This is a genomic window from Foetidibacter luteolus (assembly GCF_009650435.1).
Classification (GTDB): Bacteria; Bacteroidota; Bacteroidia; order Chitinophagales; family Chitinophagaceae; genus Foetidibacter; species Foetidibacter luteolus.
In genome coordinates, this window is sequence record NZ_VVIP01000062.1 from 61,929 (window position 1) to 83,225 (window position 21,297).

Genomic DNA, 21,297 nt, shown 5'->3' on the forward strand with positions numbered 1-21,297 from the left:
TAAACCATGAACACACCTAAAACATTTTTAGCGATATGTTGCTTTGCAATGCTGGTTACAGGTTGCAGCAAATTTCTGGAAGTTGAGCCCAAGGGCGTTTTGTCTGAGTCGCAGGTTGAAGGCCCGGACCAGTTGGAAAATTTTGTTATTGCGGCCTACGCGTATATGCCTTCGCTGGGTTTTGGCGATACCCATGCCCCGTGGATACAAAGCGTACGATCTGATGACTCCTACAAAGGTGGCGGCGGCTTAAGCGACCAAACACCGTGGTACGAAATGGAGCTGTACACAGCCGTTACCAGTAACATAGGCAACAACGACGGCCCCTGGTACCGTGGCTATTGCGGCATAAGCCGGGCCAATACAGCCTTGCGCTTACTAAACAAAGTGGATGGAGCGCTGTTTGATAAAAAAGACCAGCGCATAGCGGAAATGAAGTTTTTGCGTGGCTGGATTTATATGGGCATGAAGCTGCGCTGGAACTATGTTCCCTACATTTCTGATACTGTTCCTAACGACGCCATTATTGTGGAAGGTATTTCCAACAGGCCCGATGGCATGACGAATGATTTAAACCTGTGGGATAAGATTGTACAGGATTTTGAAGAAGCCGCCAATGTATTACCCGAAACACAACCAGAAAAAGGAAGGCCAACACAATACGCCGCGCATGCGCTTGCTGCAAAGGCTTTATTGTTTCGTGCATACGAGCAAAACGATGCACACCAGGTAATCAATATCAACAAAGAAACGCTTAACAAAGCGCTGGCGCATATTGATATAATTATGCAGAAAGATGGCGCCATGTTTGACCTTGAGCCAGACTTTGCCAACAACTTCCTGATTGATTTTGACAATGCCACCAAAGAATCGCTGTGGGAAATACAATACTCCATTGATGACGGCACAACCGACGGCCGTGTAAACCGTGGCGATGAATTGAACGCCCCCTGGTGGTCTCCCTATTTTACCTGTTGCGATTTTCATAAGGTTTCTCATACCATGGTAAACGCGTTTAAAACAGATGGTAACGGCTTGCCCGATTTTACTAACTACAACAATACAGACATCAACGGCCAGGCTTATGTGCAATACTTTAAAGATCATTCGTTCGACCCCAGGATGGGGCACACGGTTGCCATACCAGGTTACCCGTGGAAGTATAATAACAACATCATGTTTGAAGAATCCGGCTCCAGGGCGCCGTTCCAGTATGGCTACTTCAACTCTATGAAAGAACAGGTTGACCCTAACTGTACCTGTATTTTCCGGCCGTTTTATGTGTACAATTCCATGAACAAAAAAGAAATCCGCTACTCTGAAGTATTGTTATGGAAAGCCGAAATACTCATACAGCTTGATCGCTTTACAGAGGCTTTACCGTTGATAAACAGGATAAGAACACGTGCTGCCAACAGCACAGCCCGGTTAAAGAAAAACGATGGCACGCTGTGGATGGATTATACGCTGCAGACTTACCAGCCCGGCGTTAACTGCAACTGGACGAAAGACTTTGCCTGGCAGGCCCTTATGTGGGAAAACCGGCTGGAGCTTGCCTGCGAGGGCCGCCGCTTCTTTGACCTGCTGCGCTGGGGCCAGTTAGAGCCTGTGATGAACGCTTACATCAACAAAGAAAAAACAAGGTTCGATTGGTTTTCACTTGGCCGCTTCACTGCAGGCAGGGATGAATATTTACCTATTCCGCAAGCACAGATGAACTGGTCAAAGGGCAGCTACAAACAAAATCCCGGTTATTAATCCAAAAAAACAAGCATCATGAAAAATATCATGCTTCTAATATTGTTTGCCGCAATAGCAGCAATTACAGGCTGCGTTAAAACAAACATCAGCGCCAAGCAGGGCGTTAGTTTACCTGCGGTTGAAAACCTGGCTTTGCAGCCAGTTAGCGAAACAGAAGTTAAGCTTAGCTGGCAAATGCCAAAAACCATTCCCGCTGAAATTAACCAGCCACTTAATGTGCTTATTGAAGTAAAGGAGCAGCTTAATACAGGCCGTACCTTGCCGGTGTTCAACACCACATTAACAGGGGCGCCAACAGAATTTCTGTACACGCTTCCAGACAAAGCAAAAACCTACCTGCTGACTGTAAAACTTAATGGCGGCGTTAAAGAGCCTGATGTAAATTATTCGTCTAATATTATTTCCCTGGGGCAAACAGTGCAATACAATTAAACATGAATAAAACAAGGTGTACGGTGTGTTATCAACAATCACACCGTACATCTTTTATAGCGGCCAAAGTCTTTACAGCATCATTTCTCCCGCAAACATATTTTTTCAAGGGCGCCCCAGGCTATAGCAAGAGGCCGGGCACAACTGCGTTCCCAAGCTTTCAAAGCAACATTCAGTTGCTTTTCCCCGCTTGTGCCATTACTCCCGCACAAATCAGTGAACATCATCTTTCGTTAGAGAAGAATAATTATGGGCCGGGCTTAGGAACAAGCATGAGGCTTTACTTGCGTCGCACTCTTCAGGGCTTTGTTCGCTACGCAGCTTTTCCCGCAGGATAGGTTTTCTGTCAACCAGTAATGCCACGGAACCACGGAAAACAGCAGATTGGCCCTCCTTTCATCCCGGCGAAGGAGGGATCTGGACTGCGGAATACCGTTTGAGGCCTGGGGAAGATTGTTTGCAGATTTCGGAAGCCAACTTTAGTCACAGGAAAGCCCCTTTTAGCCAGGCGCAATAGAACTTGAGTCCGGCGTAATAGCCGGTTAGCCACAGGAAAGCCAACTCCACATGTAACGTTGTCAGCTTTAGCCACAGGAAATAGCCTTCGAGGGTAACGAAAGGCTCCTTTAGCCCGGCGGAAAGCTCTTTCAGAGACATTTTGGCATTTACGCAGCTATCGGCCATGTTTCCTGTAGAATGCAGCTGCCCTTCCGCAGGCTCAGGCAGTGTTCCGCAGCTTTTAGGGCCACATTCCGCTGGTGCCGCAGGTTTTCCGGGTGCGGCGGGGCTGTTTCTCCTGTTCCAGGCTGGCTGCCGGTTAGTTGCGTTAGTTTTTACCAACGAAGCCTATAAACGCCGTCCGGCAGGCAATTTTCTCCTGCGTAAAAAGCCCCGTTCCTGCCGCCTTTGGCGCCAGCCACATGAGGCAGAAGCGGATCACCCCGCGGTGGCTGATAACCCACCTACCCAGCTTTGTTTGCGGATTTGCGCAACGGTGCTTTGCCATGCAGCAAGCGGCTAAAGCATCGAAAACCATAAAAGAGAATACTTTATTTTTGGAATATCCGGACGGAAAGAGGTGCGGATGTTAATTGTTACCACCAACCTTACAGACACATCCTATTATGGCAACAGACGGAGTAAAAATTATTGACGGGGACTTAGCGCATGACACTTATTGGGGAATTATGGATTTGTACGACAGCAATGTTGACATCGCAACTATTAAAAATGAAATCCCATTTGTAAAGACAGATTATGGAATGGAGGAAGATTTTTATCACGAAATATTTGTAACATCTTATGCTCTTGCATTTTGGGAAATCGGCGAGTTGACAGACGATATTTTACAAGAAGTACAAAGAGTAATAAATGTTGGTGCAGGTGTAAAAATTTGGACACAAGAAAATGAGAAAGCAGGAAAAGCCCGACAAAAGGAGCTTGACAAACTTCTTAAAAAAATCAGTCAGCCAAATGCCAAAATCAGAGCAAGGAAGAAATACCGAAAAATCACTAATTTCCATTTTCAAGTCGACGACCTTTTAACTTTTAAATTAAAAGATAACCTTTACAGAGCAGTCATTTGCTCATCAATTGACCAATATCGTGGCGAGTGTAGTTATATGCTTACACTTACAACCTATAAAAGCAAAACAAAGCCAACAGTTAATGACCTATTTAATTATGATATTTCAGGAATTATAATTGGTGCTGGTTACGACAGAGAAACAATAATTCAAATGCAGCCTGGAGTTGAGAATCTTTGGGCTCTATATCCTTACTATGGCGAATTCTTTTTTGGACTTGTTCAACAAGCAGTTCTGCATGAATGGTTCGTAAGCTTTAAAAATAAATTTGAAAAAGTGGGGGTGTTAAGAATAAAAGACAGCTTTAAAAAATCAGGGTCTCATGGAGCAGCAAGTAGTTTTGAAAGGTTCGAAAATATTTTTGAAGACTATGACAAGGAACAAAAGATATTTGGCTATAAGAAATTCCCTGTAAAGCTTTTGTGCGACATCTAAACAAGGTATACTGCTAACAGTGCATTGGCAATATAGCGAGACGACGAATATATTCTCAGCTTTTTGTCCGCTAGTCGGCTTCGGTTTCGGCAGACGAATAATGCCGAGCAGAGAATAAACAATGAGCTTTTGCATCTTTAATCAGCCGCAGTACCAGGCGGACGGAACACAGAATACCGCCACATCGCCAATGCTTTAACATAAGCGAAAGCCGTTAAAATAAGCAGATAAAACTAAGGACACCATACATGAAAGTTAGAGTGTTAGATTCCTCATATATCGTTGATTTCCCCGCGAATGGTTTCGATACAACGAAAATTCTTGCAGAAATTGAAAAAGATGCTCATGCTATTGCTCGGCAGATCAACGATAACAAACTTGAGGGCTGGGAAGTGTGCTTTCGTTTCACTTATAATTATTTGAATCAAATTCTCATTTATACACGTGGAAAGTCAGAGCCCAAAGAGAAGTACAAGGAAATAACCGTTCATATTCCAATACCAGTAAAAAATCAAGTTACTTGGGGAGTAAATCCAGAACAATATGTGTATGCAAGTCCAAATCATTTAGATCATCTGCTCAAAAATTTTCACCGCCTACCTGTAAATTATTCCAGATTTGAGAAATGTGAGGACTACGTCATTGACTGTATGAAAAGGGTACTTGCCTATTGCTTTGAACAGGGATTTACACTGAACGGAATAGTTGTAAAGCAAACTGCAAAACTTTGATGTCATTTCATCGTTCACCAGGGTTAACCATCGCCTAACAGCGTGTTTATAAAATTGTGGCTGGACGTTAAGTATGCGACTTTAAATCACTATTTCCTTCCCCGCAACGTGTCCACCCAAAGCCCTCCTCCGAAAATCTCCGGTACGCTACTTTGCGGCAAGGGTAATGGTAATATAAAAAAGGTACTTATTAATAAGCTGAACATTTTTTTACCGGGTATTTGCAAAGTGATAATACCCGCATACACTCAGGCTAAAGCCGCTGATTGCTTTATTTCTAACCCAAGGCTTAAGCCTTGGGTTAATTAAAAATCCGGTCAAAGGCTTTAGCCTGAGTTGCCTTCCCTGCAATGTGTCCACCCGAAGCCCTCCTCCGCAACAGTCTCCGGTACTTGACTTTTTTTCACCAACGAAGCCTGTGAAACCTTGTCCGACGGCCAAGTTTCTCCTACGTAAAAAGCCCCGTTTCTGCCGCCTTTGGCGCCAGCAAGATGAGGCGGAAGCGGCTAAAAGCATAGAAAACCAGAAGGAAGAATACCGTACTTTTGGAATATCCGGACGGAAAGAGGTGCGGATATTAATTGTTGGCTGCAAGCGTAAAGCAACACCTGCAAACATGGAAGAAAAAACAATTCACAAGCTTTTGACTTATTGCATTGCGGCAATTTGGCTTTTAAATGGATTGTTCTGTAAAGTATTAGACTTAGTTCCGAGACATCAGCAAATAGTTGCAAATATTCTAGGCGATAAATACTCCAGAACCCTCACTATTTTAATTGGACTTTCAGAAATCGGAATGGCAATTTGGATTTTGAGTGGTATTAGGACAAAAGTCAACGCCATTTCACAAATCATTATTATCGGCACAATGAATACACTTGAATTTCTACTTGTGCCTCACTTATTACTATGGGGGAAGTGTAATTCCCTTTTTGCATTCTTATTGATTACAACTATTTATTATAATGAATTTTATTTAAATAAAAGATTGGGTTAACAGACTTAGTATGCTTTCATTCCTAAAAAATCATCCATTTTCAGTTGAAGCATTTTTTGAAAGTTCACTTGTCTTGACATTTGCTGTCCCCAAAGAAGAATTGAAAACATACATTCCTGAATGTTTACAATTGGACACATTTAATGACAAATGGGCTTTCGTGGCAATAGCAATGGTTCAAACAAAAGACTTACGCCCAAAAGGTTTTCCTAAGCTTATGGGGAATGACTTTTTTTTAATAGGGTATCGTGTCTTTGTGCGCTATATAAACAATGACGGAAAGAATTTACGCGGTTTATACATTCTTAAATCAGAAACCGACAAGAAGAAAATGGAATTTATGGGTAACATCTTTACGCATTATAATTACACAACAACTGACATTCTTCAAAAAGAAGAAATCAATTCAATAGAAATTTCATCGATAAAATCAAAATTTAAAATAAGAATAGATAAAGCAGCAGTAGAAATTCCACTACCCGAACATTCACCGTTTACTGATTGGAAAGAAGCAAGAAGATTTGCAGGACCGTTACCTTTTACATTCACCTACAACGCAATTAAAAAAGAAGTTTTAATTATTGAGGGTGTCAGACAAAACTGGATACCTAGTGCCATAAAAGTAATTGACTATGATTTCGAATTTTTAAATTCGCTAAAACTTGGCAATCCGGTATTGGCAAATGCGTTTATTATTAAAAATATTCCCTACTACTGGAAAAAAGGTAGAATTGAACTATGGAAATAAAGAGACGTAAATTTCAAGGAGTATTAAATATTTTAAGTTTTAATCGACACTTTTACGTATTCGGCATTGCAGTATTGACTTTAATAATTTCAAGCCACCTGATACTCCCCTGGTCTAATTTTTTGTATTGGACAATCATTTTTGCTTTTCTTTACGGTCTAATAATGCCACTAATTGTTTCAGCTTATGTTTATGATTTTTCTGGCTATTATAACTTTAACTGGCTAAAAAATATCAATATTGAAGATCACAATGCCAAAAACATTTTAAATATTCATGCAGGATTTGATGAAACCAGTTTTATTATTAAAAACTTATTTCCACAATCAGATTTAAAGGTATTTGACTTTTACAATGCTAAGCAACACACTGAACCAGCTATTGTACGAGCTAGAAGAGTAAGTTTAGTTTATCCCGATACTCAACAAATAATATCAAACTCAATTCCTCTAAAAAATAATTCAGTTGATATCATTTTATTACTATCAGCTGCTCACGAAATAAGGTCCCAAGAGGAAAAAATTCAATTTTTGAAGGAATGCAACAGGCTATGTAAGTCGAACGGAAAGGTAATTATGGTTGAACACTTACGGGATTTTCCAAATTTTCTTGCGTTTTCGGTTGGCTTTACACACTTTTTTTCCAAAAGAGTTTGGAAAAAGGCATTTGAAAAGGCAGGATTTTCCTCATTTTCCGAAACTAAATTCACTCCCTTCATGTCTATCTTCATCTGTAGCCCATAATTTTTGTATAGATGCATATTCACTTAAAAATAATTGGAACTCTTTTAATACTATTGGCATTGATTCACATAGTCTTTCCAAGGTATTTTAATTGGGAAAAGGAACTGAGATCATTGAGTTTAATCAATCGTCAAATGATTACGGTTCATACTTTCTTTATTGCCTTTACAATTTTTCTTATGGGTGTGCTTTGCTTGACATCATCAAACGAACTAACTGAAACAAACCTGGGTAGAAAAATATCATTGGGCTTCGCCATATTTTGGGCTGCAAGACTGATTATTCAATTTTTTGGGTACTCGTCAAAACTTTGGAAAGGAAAAGCTTTTGAAACTACGGTACACATTTTATTTACTTTCTTGTGGACATATTTAAGTTTCATATTTGGGGCAATTGCTTTGACATGAAGGAAGATGAGGGACATGAAAGAACGCCAGCAGGTAACAAGCGTATTAAAATGTAGGCGAACGGAAGACCATTCAACAGTAAATCGTTACTCTACATCAGTTCGGGCGGGACAAGCAACTTTGGCAGCAAATCTATACTTCTTTCCCCGCACAATGTCTTTCTAAAGCCTTTCTCCGCAACAGTCTCCGGTACGGGACTTTGCGGCAGGGAAGAAACAATTGCCCAATTAATACACAATACCCCCCGGTCAATGTCATTAAGTTAAGCCCCATCGGGGCTTCCTGTTTGTAGAAACAAAGTCATTTAGATGAACGGATGCCACAGAGTGGCTACCCAATCGTCGCTTAAGGGTAGCCGCTATGCGGCATAATTCCCTTGTTTTATGCTATTTCTACAAACATATAGCACCTACGGCGCAAAGAACAAAGTCTTTCTTCTTAACTTAATGACATTACCCCCCGATTCTCGCAAGAATGCCAAACAAAAAATCTTAGCGCCGGCTCAAGATCAATGCGCAGCTTTAAGTTTAGCGTCTTGAAAACAGGCCATCTTTAAATATCAACACTTTTCCTTCCCCGCAACGTGTCCACCCAAAGCCCTTCTCCGCAACAGTCTCCGGTAAGGGACTTTTTTACCAACGAAGCCTGTGAAACCCCTTCCGGCGGCCAAGTTTCTCCTACGTAAAAGCCCTGTTTCTGCCGCCTTTGGCGCCAGCAATATGAGACGGAAGCGGCTAATCCTGCGGTGGTTGATAACCCACCTACCTATGTTTTTTGCGGATTTGCGCAACGTTGCTTTGCGAACCGGTGAACGGTTAAAGTATTAAAAACCAGAAGAGAGAATACCGTACTTTTGGAATATCCGGACGGAGAAGAGGTGCGGATAGTAATTGTTGGTGGCAAGTTTAGCGACACTTCAATCTGATTGTAAAATTTGACAATTCATTCAACACAGAACGACACATTATTTATTTTAACTAAAATTGATAATGAAATTTTTTAGGGAAATTATATACCTTTTATTGACTTCTTTACTCTTAGTAAGTTGTGACCCGGCAAAACTACTTGTTATAAAGGCAGACAGTAAAAGCGGTTCATCAGTCACTGTATATACAAACAATAAAATAATTCCTTTTGGCAATAAACATGACAGTACAAAAATGATTATTCAAGTACCCCTTAATGACACAACCAACAAGATATTTAACTTTGGAATAGGCAATTGGCCGAACGATGCAATCATTGACTTAGCGAAAAATATTGACTCTATAATTTTCAGAGGCAGCACAGGTAAACAAGCGCTTATAAATAAGTCAGAACTCGAAGTTTATTTAAAGAAGCATCGGGGTGGGTATGCGGGAAGCAGATTGACGATAGAGGCAAAATAAATCGAACCAAATAAATTAACTCGACAAAACTGCCACCAACAACTAAGGCTTCGTCGGGTGTGAAACACCAAAGATGAAGCCGATGTTGCACGGAACCTTCGGTAGCCGGGCGAATAATTATGTGGATTGAATTGAGGTGAGGATGGCGTTGAGAGGCATTAGGTTACAGATAGGGCATGTGTAAAAAAGGCTGCGAAAGATATTACATTCCCCTGTACAGTGCCTATCTAAAGCCCTTCTCCGCAACAGTCTCCGGTACTTGACTTTTTTTACCAACGAAGCCTGTGAAACCCCGCCCGGCAGGCAATTTTCTCTTACGCAAAAAGCACCATTTCTTCCGCTTTTGGCGCCAGGAACACGAGGCGGAAGCGGCTAACCCTGCGGTAGTTGATAACCAACCTACCGATGTTTTTTTGCGGATTTGCACAACGGCACTTTGCGAACCGGCAAACAATTAAAGTATTGAAAACCAGAAAAGAGAATACCGTATTTTTGGAATATCCGGACGGAAAGAGGTGCGGATAGTAAATGTTGGCTGCAAACCGTTCAGACAGTACTCATTCATTTAACTGACATGAAATTTTTCAACTTCTTTAGGACAAAGTCTCATAGGACTGCTTCTCATTTGAAGGAACAGTCAGTTGAAAATAATTTCACTAAGCCTGATATAAAAGAGAAAATCATTTACAACTCAGACACTACGTTACTTGACGTTTTAAATTATATCAGAGACAACTCTGTGCAAACCGGAATACAACTAAACAAACCAGCTACCCAGATTGAAATTGGAAATTTTGAAAACCAAAAAGCAGAACTACCCGACGACTTTAAATTGTTGTATAAATTTTCTAATGGCTTTGAAACAGACCATGACTTGTTCAGACTTATACCTCTTGACGAGATTATTGAAAATGGTTTGGACAAAAGCTATTTAGTAAGTGACACTTCTTTTCATTTTACTGAGTACATGATTTATTCTGACATGTGGAGTGTGGATATAAGTAAACACAATATAAACGACTATAAGATTTATAATAAGACAGACACAGTTGTTTACTTGACAAATTCGCTTACTGAATTTTTGTGTGTATTCATCAACGATGGAATTTATGATGGGCTTTATGGCTGGAGAGAAACAAAACAAAAATCTCGCAAGTAAAAGGTCTGCAGCCAAGATTGGGTTTTATGCAAGTTGGGCATGACCAGCAAACATCAACTAATTGCAAATCCAAGCTGTGGTTCGGGCTGGACAAACAACTATCAGCTTTTGTACTTAATTTCATCAATATATTTCAAACAGCAGCGGTCATCGGCAGACAGATTACTAATTCCCAACCTGCATAAAGCCCTGGTCATTAGCTGCAAACAAATCAACCCACTATGAGTTTAAAAAAGGAATTAAAAGAGGCTTCTAAATTGATCGACAACTTGCAAATAGAAGAAGCTGATAAATTTTTGAATGAACTTTATTCCAAACATCCTGATAATAATGACATCAAGATTTTACTTGCTGTAACTCAAAATTCTCTTTATAATCAAGATACTGCCTTGCAACTTCTTGACTCCATTCTTGACTCGAATCCTAAACATAAACACGCAATTGCCATGTATCCATCTGTAGTGCTTGAATTGGCAGACAACTTTATTGAAAATAATGACCTGACACCTTTGAAACAAAGACTTGAGAAAATCGAGAAAATGGGATTTAAAAAAATAGGCTTCGATTTAGGTATTGTTTATAATTATCTGTCCATAATTCATGAAAGGAATGGCGACAAAAGAAAAGCTATTGACTACTTGGAATTGCAGAAAGAACTTTATAAAAAGGATGATTTTTTAAATGATTTTCACGTAAAGAGTGGTGACATTGACAAAAAAATTGAGATGCTAACACAATATAAGAATTCGTGACAGAAGTATTGTAAGACCTTATGCAGCTAACAATTAAGCTGCAAATGTTATCTTCAACAATAAAACTTTAATCAACCTCGGTACCAGTGCGACGGAATCCTATCATCCTGCCGTCGAAGATACCGATTCGTTGTCCAAAACCTTTTCTATATGCAATCATTCCCTATACAAAAAATATTTGTCCAAGGTCCTGATTTTATTGAGTTGACACCAGAACACCTGAAAGAACAGATAGATTTTGCAAATGCAAATAATGTTGATGGGTTTATCATTGGGCATCCCTGGAGTAAAAAACGTTATAACGACCTTAGCTTTCTTCCCAGGAATATTAGAGGCTTAACAATCTCATTTGAAGCAGCACTTGATATATCTGCAATCAATAGCTTTCATCAACTAGAAGTGCTTCATGCAGGAATGAGCACTCCACAGTCAGCAATCGATCTGGCTAATTTTCCAACTATTCGTGTCCTAAATATTAAATGGGACAAAAAATATAAGTCGTTGACGAAATTAACCAACACTATTCGGCTCGTTCTTTGGGGCTTTAAGCCCAAATCCAGAGATTTAAGTGAACTCAATACCTTTAACAAACTCGTATATGCCAGACTTACACAGCCAGGTATAGACTGCCTTGATGGCATTGAAAACTTATCAAAGTTGAAGGAACTTGAATTAGCCAATGTTCGTTCTTTAAAGCATTTCTTTTCTGACGATCGTTTAACAAAAGCCCCTCTTGAGGAACTTGCATTTGACCTCTGCAAGAATATTGACATCAATAGCATACCTAAAATTGAGACTTTGAAGGTTTTGCGTTTTATTCAAATTGGGAAACAGAAGACACTTCAGGAAATATTGCCAAAGTTTCCCAGTCTTGAGACACTGATTTTTACTCAATCAGAATTGGAAGACGGTAATTTATCCTATTTGCTTGAGCACCCCACTCTCAAGAAAGTAATAATAGACCATAAAAGGCATTATTCACTTAAAGAAAAGGAAATTCAAAAGTTGTTAGACGAAAAGAATAAAAAAGTTGCCGATTAGGGTTTAGTGCAACAAAAGTATTTGCAATAGAAGGTCTGGACGCAAGAGCAATCGGCAGCAAAATCGCTAATCGGCTTCAGTATTCCTACCCCAACCCCGCAGCCTGTTACACCACCGGGTGAGGGATTGAAGCGGATACCCCGGTGAGGCCATCGCAGCAGGGCCTCTGTGCCGGAGTATGAGCACAAGCGAGGAAAAGCAACTGAATGTTGCTTTGACGAAGGTTGCGAACGTAGTTCTGCCCGACCCCTTGCGTAGCTTGGGGGCACCCCCTGAAATTATTCAGTCAAAAAAATACCAATACGGCACGCTATGCAAACAGCCTTTTTAACCCATATAAAATCTTATGCAAAACAGCATTACTTCTGCCCCTCAAAATAGTAAGTCCCTTTTTTATTGGAAGTAACTATATCCGGCAATCCATCTTTATTCAGGTCTGTTACAACAAACCTGTTGCCTATACCCGAGTTATTGTCAACCTCATGCGGTATCCATTGGGGCGTTTTTCCCGGCTTAAATTCAAACCAGTAAATAACAGCGGGTTCATACTCACCGGGGTCGTTGCCGTTATGGGCAAAATACCTTTTGCCGGTAACAAGGTCCGGGTGCCCGTCGCCATTCATGTCCTGCATAATCATGGCATGCGTTTGAGAAAAGGCCTTGCTTATTTCGTGGGTTACCCAGCTTGCAGCGTTACCGTTCTTCTGTTGCTCATGCCACCAGATACCATAGTTATGGGCGGATGAACTGATGATATCCATATCTCCATCTTCGTCAACATCCAATACAAACATATTAGAGCACTCTTCTCCAAAATCAGCCGGGTGAAATACCCACGGAGATTGCATAACATCCCCAGGCGATTGCCACCAGCCATCTTTGATAATAACATCATTCTTTCCATCCTGGTTTACATCGCCCCAGCCAAGGCCATGTGTGTACCGGTGTGTGGCCAGCGTACTGTCGTTGCTGATAACAATGCGTTGCCAGTTGGTATCAGCTTTAGCAGAAGGCGCCTTCAGCCAAAGCATTTGTTTTTTTTCTGTATCGTTACAAATAAGGTCTGGCCGGCCATCACCGTCAACATCCACCAACAAAGGCGTTTCGTTGCCAGCCGTTGCCAGTATAATATGGCGGGCCCAGGGCTTGTTAACCCCTTTAGGATTTTCATACCAGTCGCAGAATGCGCCGGGCTGGTCAAACCGTATCATATCAAGCCAGCCATCGCTGTTTACATCCATGGAATAATTAAGAAAACTGGTGCTGTAACCGGGAACAGGATTGGCTGTGTCAGCATGTATCCTGTGCTGCTTCCAGCCAGGCGCTTCGTACCAGAACGGCCCGGCCAGTATATCATTCAGCCCATCGTTGTTTACATCGCCGGTAGCTACCCCTTCAGAAGTAAAAACATCGCTGATAACATGCTTTTTAAAGGAGACAGCGGAGCTTGTTGTTTGTGCGCTGCAGGCCGTGCTTAGCAGCGTTGAAAAAATAGTGAATGTGCAGAGCAAACGTTGTGGTGTATTCATGTTAGCTTATTGAGTGTAAGGATAGCAATAAAAATACATACCCTTTTGTGAATGTGCACACAAATAATTTACAAGGTTCTATGCTTGAGGGGGGAATCGTGAGTGGTGAATCGTGAATCGTGAGTGGTGAGTAGTGAGTGGGGGCTTTCCATTCTTCCTTCAAAATTCCTTGTTCCTTGTTCGATATTCTTATCGTGAATGGTGAATCGTGAATCGTGAGTTTGGGCATTTCGTTCTTCGTTCAGCATCCCTTGTTCCTTGTTCGATATTGTTATCGTGAATCGTGAGTGGGGGCTTTTTATTCTTAATTCAGCATTCCCTGTTCCTTGTTCGATTCCCGACTCACCATTCACCATTCACCACTCACTATTCACTATTCACCACTCACCACTCACCACTCACTACCCGGCTTCCTCCAGCCTATGAAAATTTAATCTTATCCCACAACTTATTGGCCACTACCTGCTGTATTACCTGTTCCCTGTAGTTGCGGCTGATGGGTATGCGGTGCGTCTGGATAAAAACCTCGTTGCCTTCAATGCCTTCTATCTTATCAATGGAAACAATATAAGATTTATGCACCCTGATAAAGGATTGCCTGTTCAAATTTTCTTCCAGGTTTTTAAGGTAAAGCAGGGTTACATACTTTCCTTTTTTGGTGTAAATGGTAACATAATTCTGCATGCCTTCCACATACAAGATGTCGTTGAAATAAATTTTTTCAAACTTGCTGCCGCACTTGATGAAAAAATAATCCTCTGCCGCCTCTGCTTTGGCGGCAGGCTGGCTGGTATTGCTGCTGGTAACTAAGCGGTGATACTCTTTTGCTTTGTTTGCCGATTTAAGAAACCGGTCGAACGTGATAGGCTTCAGCAGGTAATCCAGCGCATTTAGCTGAAAGCCTTCCAAAGCATACGTAGGAAAAGCGGTGGTAAGAATAATCATGGGTGGGTTTTGAATGGTCTTCAAAAAATCAATCCCGTTCATTTTAGGCATCTGGATATCGAGGAAGATAAGATCGGCAGGCTGGGTGCTTAACAGGTTGGTTAACTCCACCGGGTTTTCGCAGGTGCCAACCAATTGCAGAAAGCCCACTTCTTTTACATAATTGGCTAACCCTTCCCTTGCCAGCGGCTCATCATCCACAACAATACTTTTTATCATACAGGCATTTTGTTTTTTGTTGTAATAACCGGGGTAGTTTGCAGGTGCGGAATGAAATTTTTCGACAGTTCGATATGAAGCTCCACCTCAAAACTATCGCCGCCATTAATAATGTCAAGCTCATGCTTACCGGGATAAATCAGTTCAAGCCTTCGTTGCACATTCTGCAGGCCTATGCCGCCATGGCCCAGCAGGTCTTTGGTTTCAACAGAGGCTTTACTGTTGGCAATCCTGAAATCAAGGCATGTTTCACTCAGTTGCAGTTGAATGTTTATCCAGTCAGATTTATCACCATTCCTGGAGACATGCTTAAACGCGTTTTCAACAAACGGCATGATGATGAATGGGGCTATCGTAAAAGCCCCGGCCCCCAGTTCCTCAATATTACTGCAGATATTGATGTAATTGCTCTGCCGCAGTTTTTCCAGCTCTATATAATTGTTGAGGTAAGCCAGCTCCTTGGTTAAGGGTATCTGCACATCATTGCATTCATACAACTGGTAGCGCAGGAGGTCTGAGAATTTTGCAAGGGAAGATGAGGCCATTCCCGGGTCTTTATGTATCAGGAAGAAAATGGAGTTGATGGTATTGAACAGGAAATGCGGGTTAAACTGGTTTCGCAGGAACTTTAACTCAGTTTCCAGTTTTTCTTTTTCCAGCAGTTGTTGCCTTTTTTTTGTGTGCAGCCATTTTTTGGTAAGCTTAATGCTCATGGTAAGGGTAATGATGGCGCATGTTGAAGGCAATGCATTACCGAGAAAAAAATTAAAGCAGGCATTTGCCCCAAACACCTGCTGTATGCTGCTGTTAAATACAAAAGCCGAGAAATAATAACCGGAAACAATGCAAAGCGAGGTAACCATGACAGTAGCGGCAAGCCATGCCATATAAGCCCCAAACCTTGCTTTTTCCAGGTATTTGGGAATAAGATAATACAGGTTAAAATAAGCTGCCAAGGCCTGGAATACCAGGTAAAATAAAAACTTTATAGTAAGTGGTGGATAGAACATGGAGCTGGCAGCCTTTAGTGGGTTGCCGACGGCTACTGTCCACCATACATAGTGGTACAGCAACCAGAAAGGAATGTGATAGAGTTTATATTTTACCAGCCAGCTTTGGCCTTGATTTGCTTTTAACATTTGACAACGATGAATTTGCCGGACTCTAAATTTACTTGTTTTACTGGGCTTTGGCCAACAGGTACAAAAGCGACATTATTGCATCACGTTTGCCTGTCTATCCCGGCTGCAAGCTGAATTGAATTACCAACCGTACAAGAGTGCGACGCAACGGAAGCCTCATACCTGTTCCTCCTGCCGGGCCCATAATTACTCTCCTTTGGTTGGTGGATGCATTCCTGCTTTTTACTGAAGATAGAATGAATAAGGCTGATATATGATACACGATATATAACCCGCTGCAATTAATTGACGAACTACATATACGGGCATACCAGCGGATAAATAAGATGCCGCAGCCGGCTATACACTGTTGGCAAGGCATCAATTTGTATTTCATCAATTATCTGCCCACTCTTGTCATTACCGTTTTTTCGCTTCTGCGCGGCAATATTTCTTTGCCAATGATAAAAATAAATTGCATGAAAGTTCTTCTGCTAAGCATACTGCTTTGCGGTGCATTGCAAACTTTTGCCCAAATAACCGGAAAGCTTATTGATAACATGAACCGGCCTGTGGCTTTTGCTAATGTGCTGTTGCTTAAACAGGCAGACAGCACCCTTATAAAAGCCGGCACTACCGATGACCAGGGTGCATACAGCATGGATAGTATTGCAACCGGAAAATACCTATTGCGGTTTATGAATGTGGGTTATGAAACTTCTTTTTCAGCGACGATTAACATACTGGATAACAACAAGGCCATTAACCTTGGCACACATACATTGCAACCCATAAAAAACCAGCTTAACGAAGTAGTAGTACGCTCAACCAAACCATTGTACCAGCAAAGGCCCGACGGCGTAGTAGTAAACGTAGAAAGCAGCGTGCTTACCAAAGGCAGCTCGGCGCTGGAAGTGCTGGAGCGTTCGCCCGGGGTGTTTATTGACCACCGCAATAACAGCATTGCGCTTAACGGCAAAAGTGGTGTTACCGTTATGATAAACGGCAAACTGATGCGCCTGCAGCTAACCCAGCTTATTGATTTGTTAAACAGCATCAGCGCCAACGATATTGAAAAAATTGAACTGCTTACCACTCCACCCGCCAGGTACGATGCGGAGGGCAGCGCCGGCATTATCAATATTGTGCTGAAGAAAAACAGCAAACAGGGTACCCATGGCGCCATAACAGCAACAGCAGGTTATGGATGGAGGGAGAAAGCCACAACCAGCGCCAGCTTTGACCATAACAACGGCAAATCGAATGTGTACGGTGCTTACAGCTTTTCCCACGACAGGGGGCATAGCGATTTTAGCGCCAACGGCACCGAGGTGGTGCCCATTTTTGGAGCCGGTACCACCAGCTTTGAATTTTGGAACGAAACCAAACCGGTACGCAATAACCACAATATTAATTTGGGTATTGATGCAGACATTAATACAACTACCAGGCTTGGCGTGAATGTATTATACGGGCACAGCCATAACAGTACAACGGCCATTAACCAAACTATCTACAACATTTTTCCAGACTCCCTTTTATGGTTTAACGGCATTATACAAGGAAGAAGCAAAGGCAACAATTTAACCAGTTCACTCTTTTTTGAAAAGCAACTCAATGAAAAAGAAAAGCTGGAAGCTAACCTGGATTACCTGCGCTATAGCATCAACAACCCCACCGCTTTAGAAAGTTCTTTTGTTAACAAAGATGGGCATGGCGATGATGGCAGCGTAAACAGGCAGTTTGCTCCTGTTCAACAGGGCTTTTCCAACACCATTATACAGGTAGGCGTTGCCAAAATGGATTACAGCCGCCGGTTTTCCGAAAAAGTTAAACTGGAATCCGGCTTTAAAGTAACATATACTTCAAGCAGCAGCATATCTGGTATTGAAAGCCTGGTGAATGGTGTTTGGCTTAACCGGCCGGAAACCGTAAATGATGTTGCCATGAGGGAAAATATTGCCGCGGCTTACACATCGCTAAACCTGCAGGTGAGCACAACGACCGGCATAATAGCAGGCCTGAGATACGAGCACGCCCACACCCTTATAAGTGATGGCAAGACAAGCGTTGAGCTTGCCAAACGCAGGCTGGGCGTGTTTTTTCCCAGCCTGTTTATTAGCCACAAATTAAGCGGCGAAGGAGAACTGCAGTTTTCTTACACCAAAAGAATAAGCAGGCCCGCTTATAACGACCTCACCTCTTTTGTGGCCTATAACGATCCTTTGTCGGTTTTTACAGGCAACCCATTATTGCAACCCACTATTACGAATAATATAAAGCTGGGATATGTGCACAATAGTTATAGTGCATCACTGTTGTTCAGCAGGGATAAAAACGGCATTTCACAGGGCCAGTTGACACCCGGCCCGGATAAAAAACTGGTATATGTATCGCCGCAAAATATTGACTGGCAGAACAACATTACGCTGGAAGCCATCCTGCCTTTTAAACCAGCAGCATGGTGGGCAATGACCTTTAGCTTATACGGCGGATGGAAGCAGTACAAAATAACCTTTACGCCTCAACCTTTGGTACATTCATTTTTCAGCTATTCGGGCAACTTCAGCCAGTCGTTTAAACTGCCCGGTAAATTTTCAGCGGAACTTTCCGGCTGGTACAATTCCGCCGTATATGGCGGCAATGCCAAAGTGTATGCAATGGGCACGGTAAATACGGGCATCAAAAAAGAACTAAGCAACAATGCCGGCACGCTGCAATTATCCGTTACAGATGTATTCAGAACAATGAATACAAAGCTGGATATCGGCCACCTGGTTAACGATGCTTTTTTTACCAGGGCATTCGTTGATTATAATGCGGAAACAAGGCGTATGCCCATCATCAAACTTACCTACAGCAAATCTTTTGGCAATACAGCAAAAAGCCAGCGCAGGCAAAACAGTGGCGCCAGCGATGAAAGTGAAAGAATAAGAAAAAATTAAATGCTGCTAACCAAATATCACATCATTTCTAAACAAAATAACCATGGGCGCTTTAGCGGTGCCCTGGGCCAAATCATAAGCAGTAGTAAGGCTTTTTCTTTGACCTAGCAGGTGGTAAAAACATTCCTCCCAGGTAACAATATTATCCACCTGTATGGTGTTAATGCCCGACACCACATTCATGTGCCGTGACAGTTCAGCCCCAAGTATCAGCGAGTCGCAGGTAGCCAATATTACAAGCCTGGCTTTAGTGTTTTGCAACAATTTCGACAGGCCTTCGGGCGAAATTCTTTCTTTTTCAGTAAACATAAACTCGCCGCTAATCCTGTCCACTTCCCCTACCAGGTGCACAAGTTCAAACTCACCGGATAATAAAGTATTACGCAAAGCTCTTAAAGACAGGTCTTGCGCAACGGTAACCTTATCCCCAAAATTCTCCTTCAAAATGGCAATGTCTTTATCTCCGCCCCTTGTGGCAAAATCGGCGGTAATGCCGCAAAACACTCTTTTTAGTTCTATGTATTCCGGGCCTTTATTTTCCTTTACGGCAATTTCGTCCAGGCTCTTGCGCCATTGCGGCCAAAAGGCATCAAACATTTCCTGCAAATCCGCTTTTTCACGTTTGTTTTTTACCAGGTTGTTAATGGCTGCAACCAAACTAAAACTACCCTTTTCATCTGCCGGTACGCCCTGGAACTGTGCCAGTGGCCCCTGTACCGATGCCGGCGCTATTTTATAACAATAAGGCACTACCCCTCCGGTACTGTCAAACGACTTTGACAAAGCGCCGGCTTCAAACAACAGCCACGGCGCGGCCAGGTTTTCGGGCGTTAAACAAATAATGCCAAAGCTGGTTGATTGCAGCTCCACATCCAGTTCCTTACCCCATTTTTCCCCAGCTTCAATGCTGTAAGCGGACATCCACAACTCCAGTTCCGGGAAAATTTGTTTCAGGCGTTTTTGCAGTATAAAAGCAATCGTTTTGCTCGAATCACCAGACCAGCTTAAGAATATTTTCATATGCATAAAGAGTTGTGTAGTAATATACGGCTTGCAGGTAATACATGCAAGCCGGGCCAGTGTTTTATTTGGCATTACCACATGTTGCATTTTTATGGTACCGGCTGCAGCCTTTCATGGAGACTTCGTTGCGTCGCAATCACTTTATCGTCCGGTATTTCATGGCATCTTTTCAGACCCGGGTAGATATGTTTCCGGCACCTTCGGTGGCGGAAACTGTCGCAGCTTTTTCTGCGCCGCTTCGGCGTGTTAACGGTACCAGTAACAACCTAACAAAAAGCAGCACGCTCTTTGAGATACTTTTCTAAAACAGCGCTATATGAAAAGCATAGACCCAAAATCGAAGAAGCCATCTGCAACCCGGCAGGATGAAAAAGACCTTGCCGCAGAAATGGAGAACGATACACTGCCGGAAAAAGACAGCGACGAATGGGAAACCGCGGCTAAAGACGAACCGGAAACCACCAACACAGAAGATAACCCTGTTGAAGGCGAAGCCGACGATAAAGGTGAATTTAAAAAAGACAATGAAGAATACTTTTAGATGGCCCGTTTGTTACTTTTCATCCAGGTAACCGGGTGGGAAAAGTTGCTGGCCGTATTTTTCTGCAGCGGCTTTTATGCGTTCCAGCATTTCGGGGGTTGGCGGCTGCTGGTTAATCTCACCGTTAGGGCCTAACGGTTGTCCAACCTCCAAAAAAAAATCCTCCAAACCGGCAGGTACAACTGTACAGAGCAGCCTGGCCGTGTTTGCAGATTTGTTTTTAAAGCAATGCACTATACCGCCCGTTGGCACGTTTACCAGTGATCCTTTTACTGCAACATATTGCTGCGTTTCCGTTTTTACTTCAACTTCTCCATCCAGTACATAAAAGCACTCCTGGAAATGCGGGTGGGCATGCGGTATAGGGCCGCCGCCTGGTGGCACCGTCATTTCAATAACAGCGAAGGCGCCGCCCGTTTGCTTTCCGCTTAAGGCAACACGGTAAGTGCCGCCCGCTACGGATACTGTTGGTCCTTGTTGTGGGTCTGTTGTAATGGCTGGAGTTTTCATGTCTTGTATTTTGGATGTAATAGTTACGCCAATTTCGGGAAAAAATGCCATAGCCCAATGTTCGTTTGTTCAATGTCCGTTTGTTCAATGTTTGTTTGTTCAATGTTTAACGTCAAGGAGCTACTGCACTTCAACATTCAAACAAATTATAAGCCTTTTAAAATTCAACAGACCGGCAACCAGCAACTTGTAACCGGCAACTGTTCTATGTTCGTTTGTTTAACGCTTAACGTCAAGGAGCTACTGCACTTCAACATTCAAACAAATTATAAGCCTTTTAAAAT

General features: G+C 42.3%; 19 protein-coding genes. 13 read left to right on the top strand and 6 right to left on the bottom strand.

Going from position 1 to position 21,297, the window contains the following annotated elements:
• Positions 1–6: 6 nt before the first annotated feature.
• Entirely contained in the window at positions 7–1,758 is a 1,752-nt protein-coding gene (locus F0364_RS20805; protein ID WP_153799740.1) for a RagB/SusD family nutrient uptake outer membrane protein, read from the top strand.
• Positions 1,759–1,776: 18 nt separating this feature from the next.
• Positions 1,777–2,193, top strand: a complete 417-nt coding sequence (locus F0364_RS20810; protein ID WP_153799741.1) for a DUF4945 domain-containing protein — start codon at positions 1,777–1,779, stop codon at positions 2,191–2,193.
• 483 nt (positions 2,194–2,676) lie between these two features.
• On the opposite strand, the gene F0364_RS20815 is transcribed toward F0364_RS20810, so the two are convergent.
• Positions 2,677–2,877 carry a hypothetical protein gene (locus F0364_RS20815; RefSeq protein ID WP_153799742.1) on the bottom strand — a complete coding sequence of 67 codons (201 nt, stop codon included), beginning with the start codon at positions 2,875–2,877 and terminating at the stop codon, positions 2,677–2,679.
• A 440-nt stretch (positions 2,878–3,317) separates the two neighbouring features.
• Between F0364_RS20815 and F0364_RS20820 the strand changes: the two genes are divergently transcribed.
• From F0364_RS20820 to F0364_RS20860, 9 genes are all read left to right on the top strand, one after another.
• Positions 3,318–4,214 carry a hypothetical protein gene (locus tag F0364_RS20820; protein ID WP_153799743.1) on the top strand — a complete coding sequence of 299 codons (897 nt, stop codon included), beginning with the start codon at positions 3,318–3,320 and terminating at the stop codon, positions 4,212–4,214.
• A 248-nt stretch (positions 4,215–4,462) separates the two neighbouring features.
• On the top strand, positions 4,463–4,945 hold the full coding sequence (gene imm9 / locus F0364_RS20825) for an Imm9 family immunity protein (protein ID WP_153799744.1): 483 nt from the start codon (positions 4,463–4,465) through the stop codon (positions 4,943–4,945).
• A 418-nt stretch (positions 4,946–5,363) separates the two neighbouring features.
• Entirely contained in the window at positions 5,364–5,942 is a 579-nt protein-coding gene (locus tag F0364_RS20830) for a DoxX-like family protein (RefSeq protein WP_235921182.1), read from the top strand.
• A gap of 10 nt (positions 5,943–5,952) precedes the next feature.
• Positions 5,953–6,690 (top strand): DUF2071 domain-containing protein, encoded by a 738-nt coding sequence (locus F0364_RS20835; RefSeq protein WP_153799745.1) that lies wholly within the window; start codon positions 5,953–5,955, stop codon positions 6,688–6,690.
• The gene (locus F0364_RS20840; protein WP_153799746.1) at positions 6,681–7,433 is read left to right on the top strand and encodes a class I SAM-dependent methyltransferase; all 753 of its coding nucleotides are present in this window, start codon (positions 6,681–6,683) and stop codon (positions 7,431–7,433) included. The genes F0364_RS20835 and F0364_RS20840 overlap by 10 nt, the downstream gene beginning before the upstream one ends.
• Positions 7,434–8,829: 1,396 nt before the next feature.
• Positions 8,830–9,228: a hypothetical protein gene (locus tag F0364_RS20845; RefSeq protein WP_153799747.1), complete on the top strand. Its 399-nt coding sequence runs from the start codon at positions 8,830–8,832 to the stop codon at positions 9,226–9,228.
• 574 nt (positions 9,229–9,802) lie between these two features.
• The gene (locus F0364_RS20850) at positions 9,803–10,387 is read left to right on the top strand and encodes an SMI1/KNR4 family protein (protein WP_153799748.1); all 585 of its coding nucleotides are present in this window, start codon (positions 9,803–9,805) and stop codon (positions 10,385–10,387) included.
• 221 nt (positions 10,388–10,608) lie between these two features.
• Positions 10,609–11,139: a tetratricopeptide repeat protein gene (locus F0364_RS20855; protein WP_153799749.1), complete on the top strand. Its 531-nt coding sequence runs from the start codon at positions 10,609–10,611 to the stop codon at positions 11,137–11,139.
• 150 nt (positions 11,140–11,289) lie between these two features.
• On the top strand, positions 11,290–12,180 hold the full coding sequence (locus F0364_RS20860) for a hypothetical protein (protein WP_153799750.1): 891 nt from the start codon (positions 11,290–11,292) through the stop codon (positions 12,178–12,180).
• Positions 12,181–12,539: 359 nt separating this feature from the next.
• On the opposite strand, the gene F0364_RS20865 is transcribed toward F0364_RS20860, so the two are convergent.
• The 3 genes from F0364_RS20865 to F0364_RS20875 form a co-directional block, all read right to left on the bottom strand.
• A complete protein-coding gene (locus F0364_RS20865) occupies positions 12,540–13,709 on the bottom strand; it encodes an FG-GAP repeat domain-containing protein (protein WP_153799751.1) in 1,170 nt (389 codons plus the stop codon).
• Between the two features lie 420 nt (positions 13,710–14,129).
• On the bottom strand, positions 14,130–14,873 hold the full coding sequence (locus tag F0364_RS20870) for a LytR/AlgR family response regulator transcription factor (RefSeq protein WP_153799752.1): 744 nt from the start codon (positions 14,871–14,873) through the stop codon (positions 14,130–14,132).
• Positions 14,870–16,012, bottom strand: coding sequence for a sensor histidine kinase (locus tag F0364_RS20875; RefSeq protein WP_153799753.1), 1,143 nt, complete (start codon positions 16,010–16,012; stop codon positions 14,870–14,872). Before F0364_RS20875 ends, F0364_RS20870 begins: the two co-directional genes overlap by 4 nt.
• Before the next feature lie 461 nt (positions 16,013–16,473).
• Between F0364_RS20875 and F0364_RS20880 the strand changes: the two genes are divergently transcribed.
• Positions 16,474–18,939 (top strand): TonB-dependent receptor, encoded by a 2,466-nt coding sequence (locus tag F0364_RS20880; protein WP_207632806.1) that lies wholly within the window; start codon positions 16,474–16,476, stop codon positions 18,937–18,939.
• A gap of 6 nt (positions 18,940–18,945) precedes the next feature.
• Here F0364_RS20880 and F0364_RS20885 read toward each other — a convergent pair whose 3' ends face one another.
• Entirely contained in the window at positions 18,946–19,959 is a 1,014-nt protein-coding gene (locus F0364_RS20885) for a toll/interleukin-1 receptor domain-containing protein (RefSeq protein ID WP_207632807.1), read from the bottom strand.
• Between the two features lie 319 nt (positions 19,960–20,278).
• Here F0364_RS20885 and F0364_RS20890 point away from each other — a divergent pair, with 319 nt between their 5' ends.
• The gene (locus tag F0364_RS20890; protein ID WP_153799756.1) at positions 20,279–20,503 is read left to right on the top strand and encodes a hypothetical protein; all 225 of its coding nucleotides are present in this window, start codon (positions 20,279–20,281) and stop codon (positions 20,501–20,503) included.
• Between the two features lie 12 nt (positions 20,504–20,515).
• On the opposite strand, the gene F0364_RS20895 is transcribed toward F0364_RS20890, so the two are convergent.
• Positions 20,516–21,013: a cupin domain-containing protein gene (locus F0364_RS20895; protein WP_153799757.1), complete on the bottom strand. Its 498-nt coding sequence runs from the start codon at positions 21,011–21,013 to the stop codon at positions 20,516–20,518.
• Between the last annotated feature and the right edge of the window lie 284 nt (positions 21,014–21,297).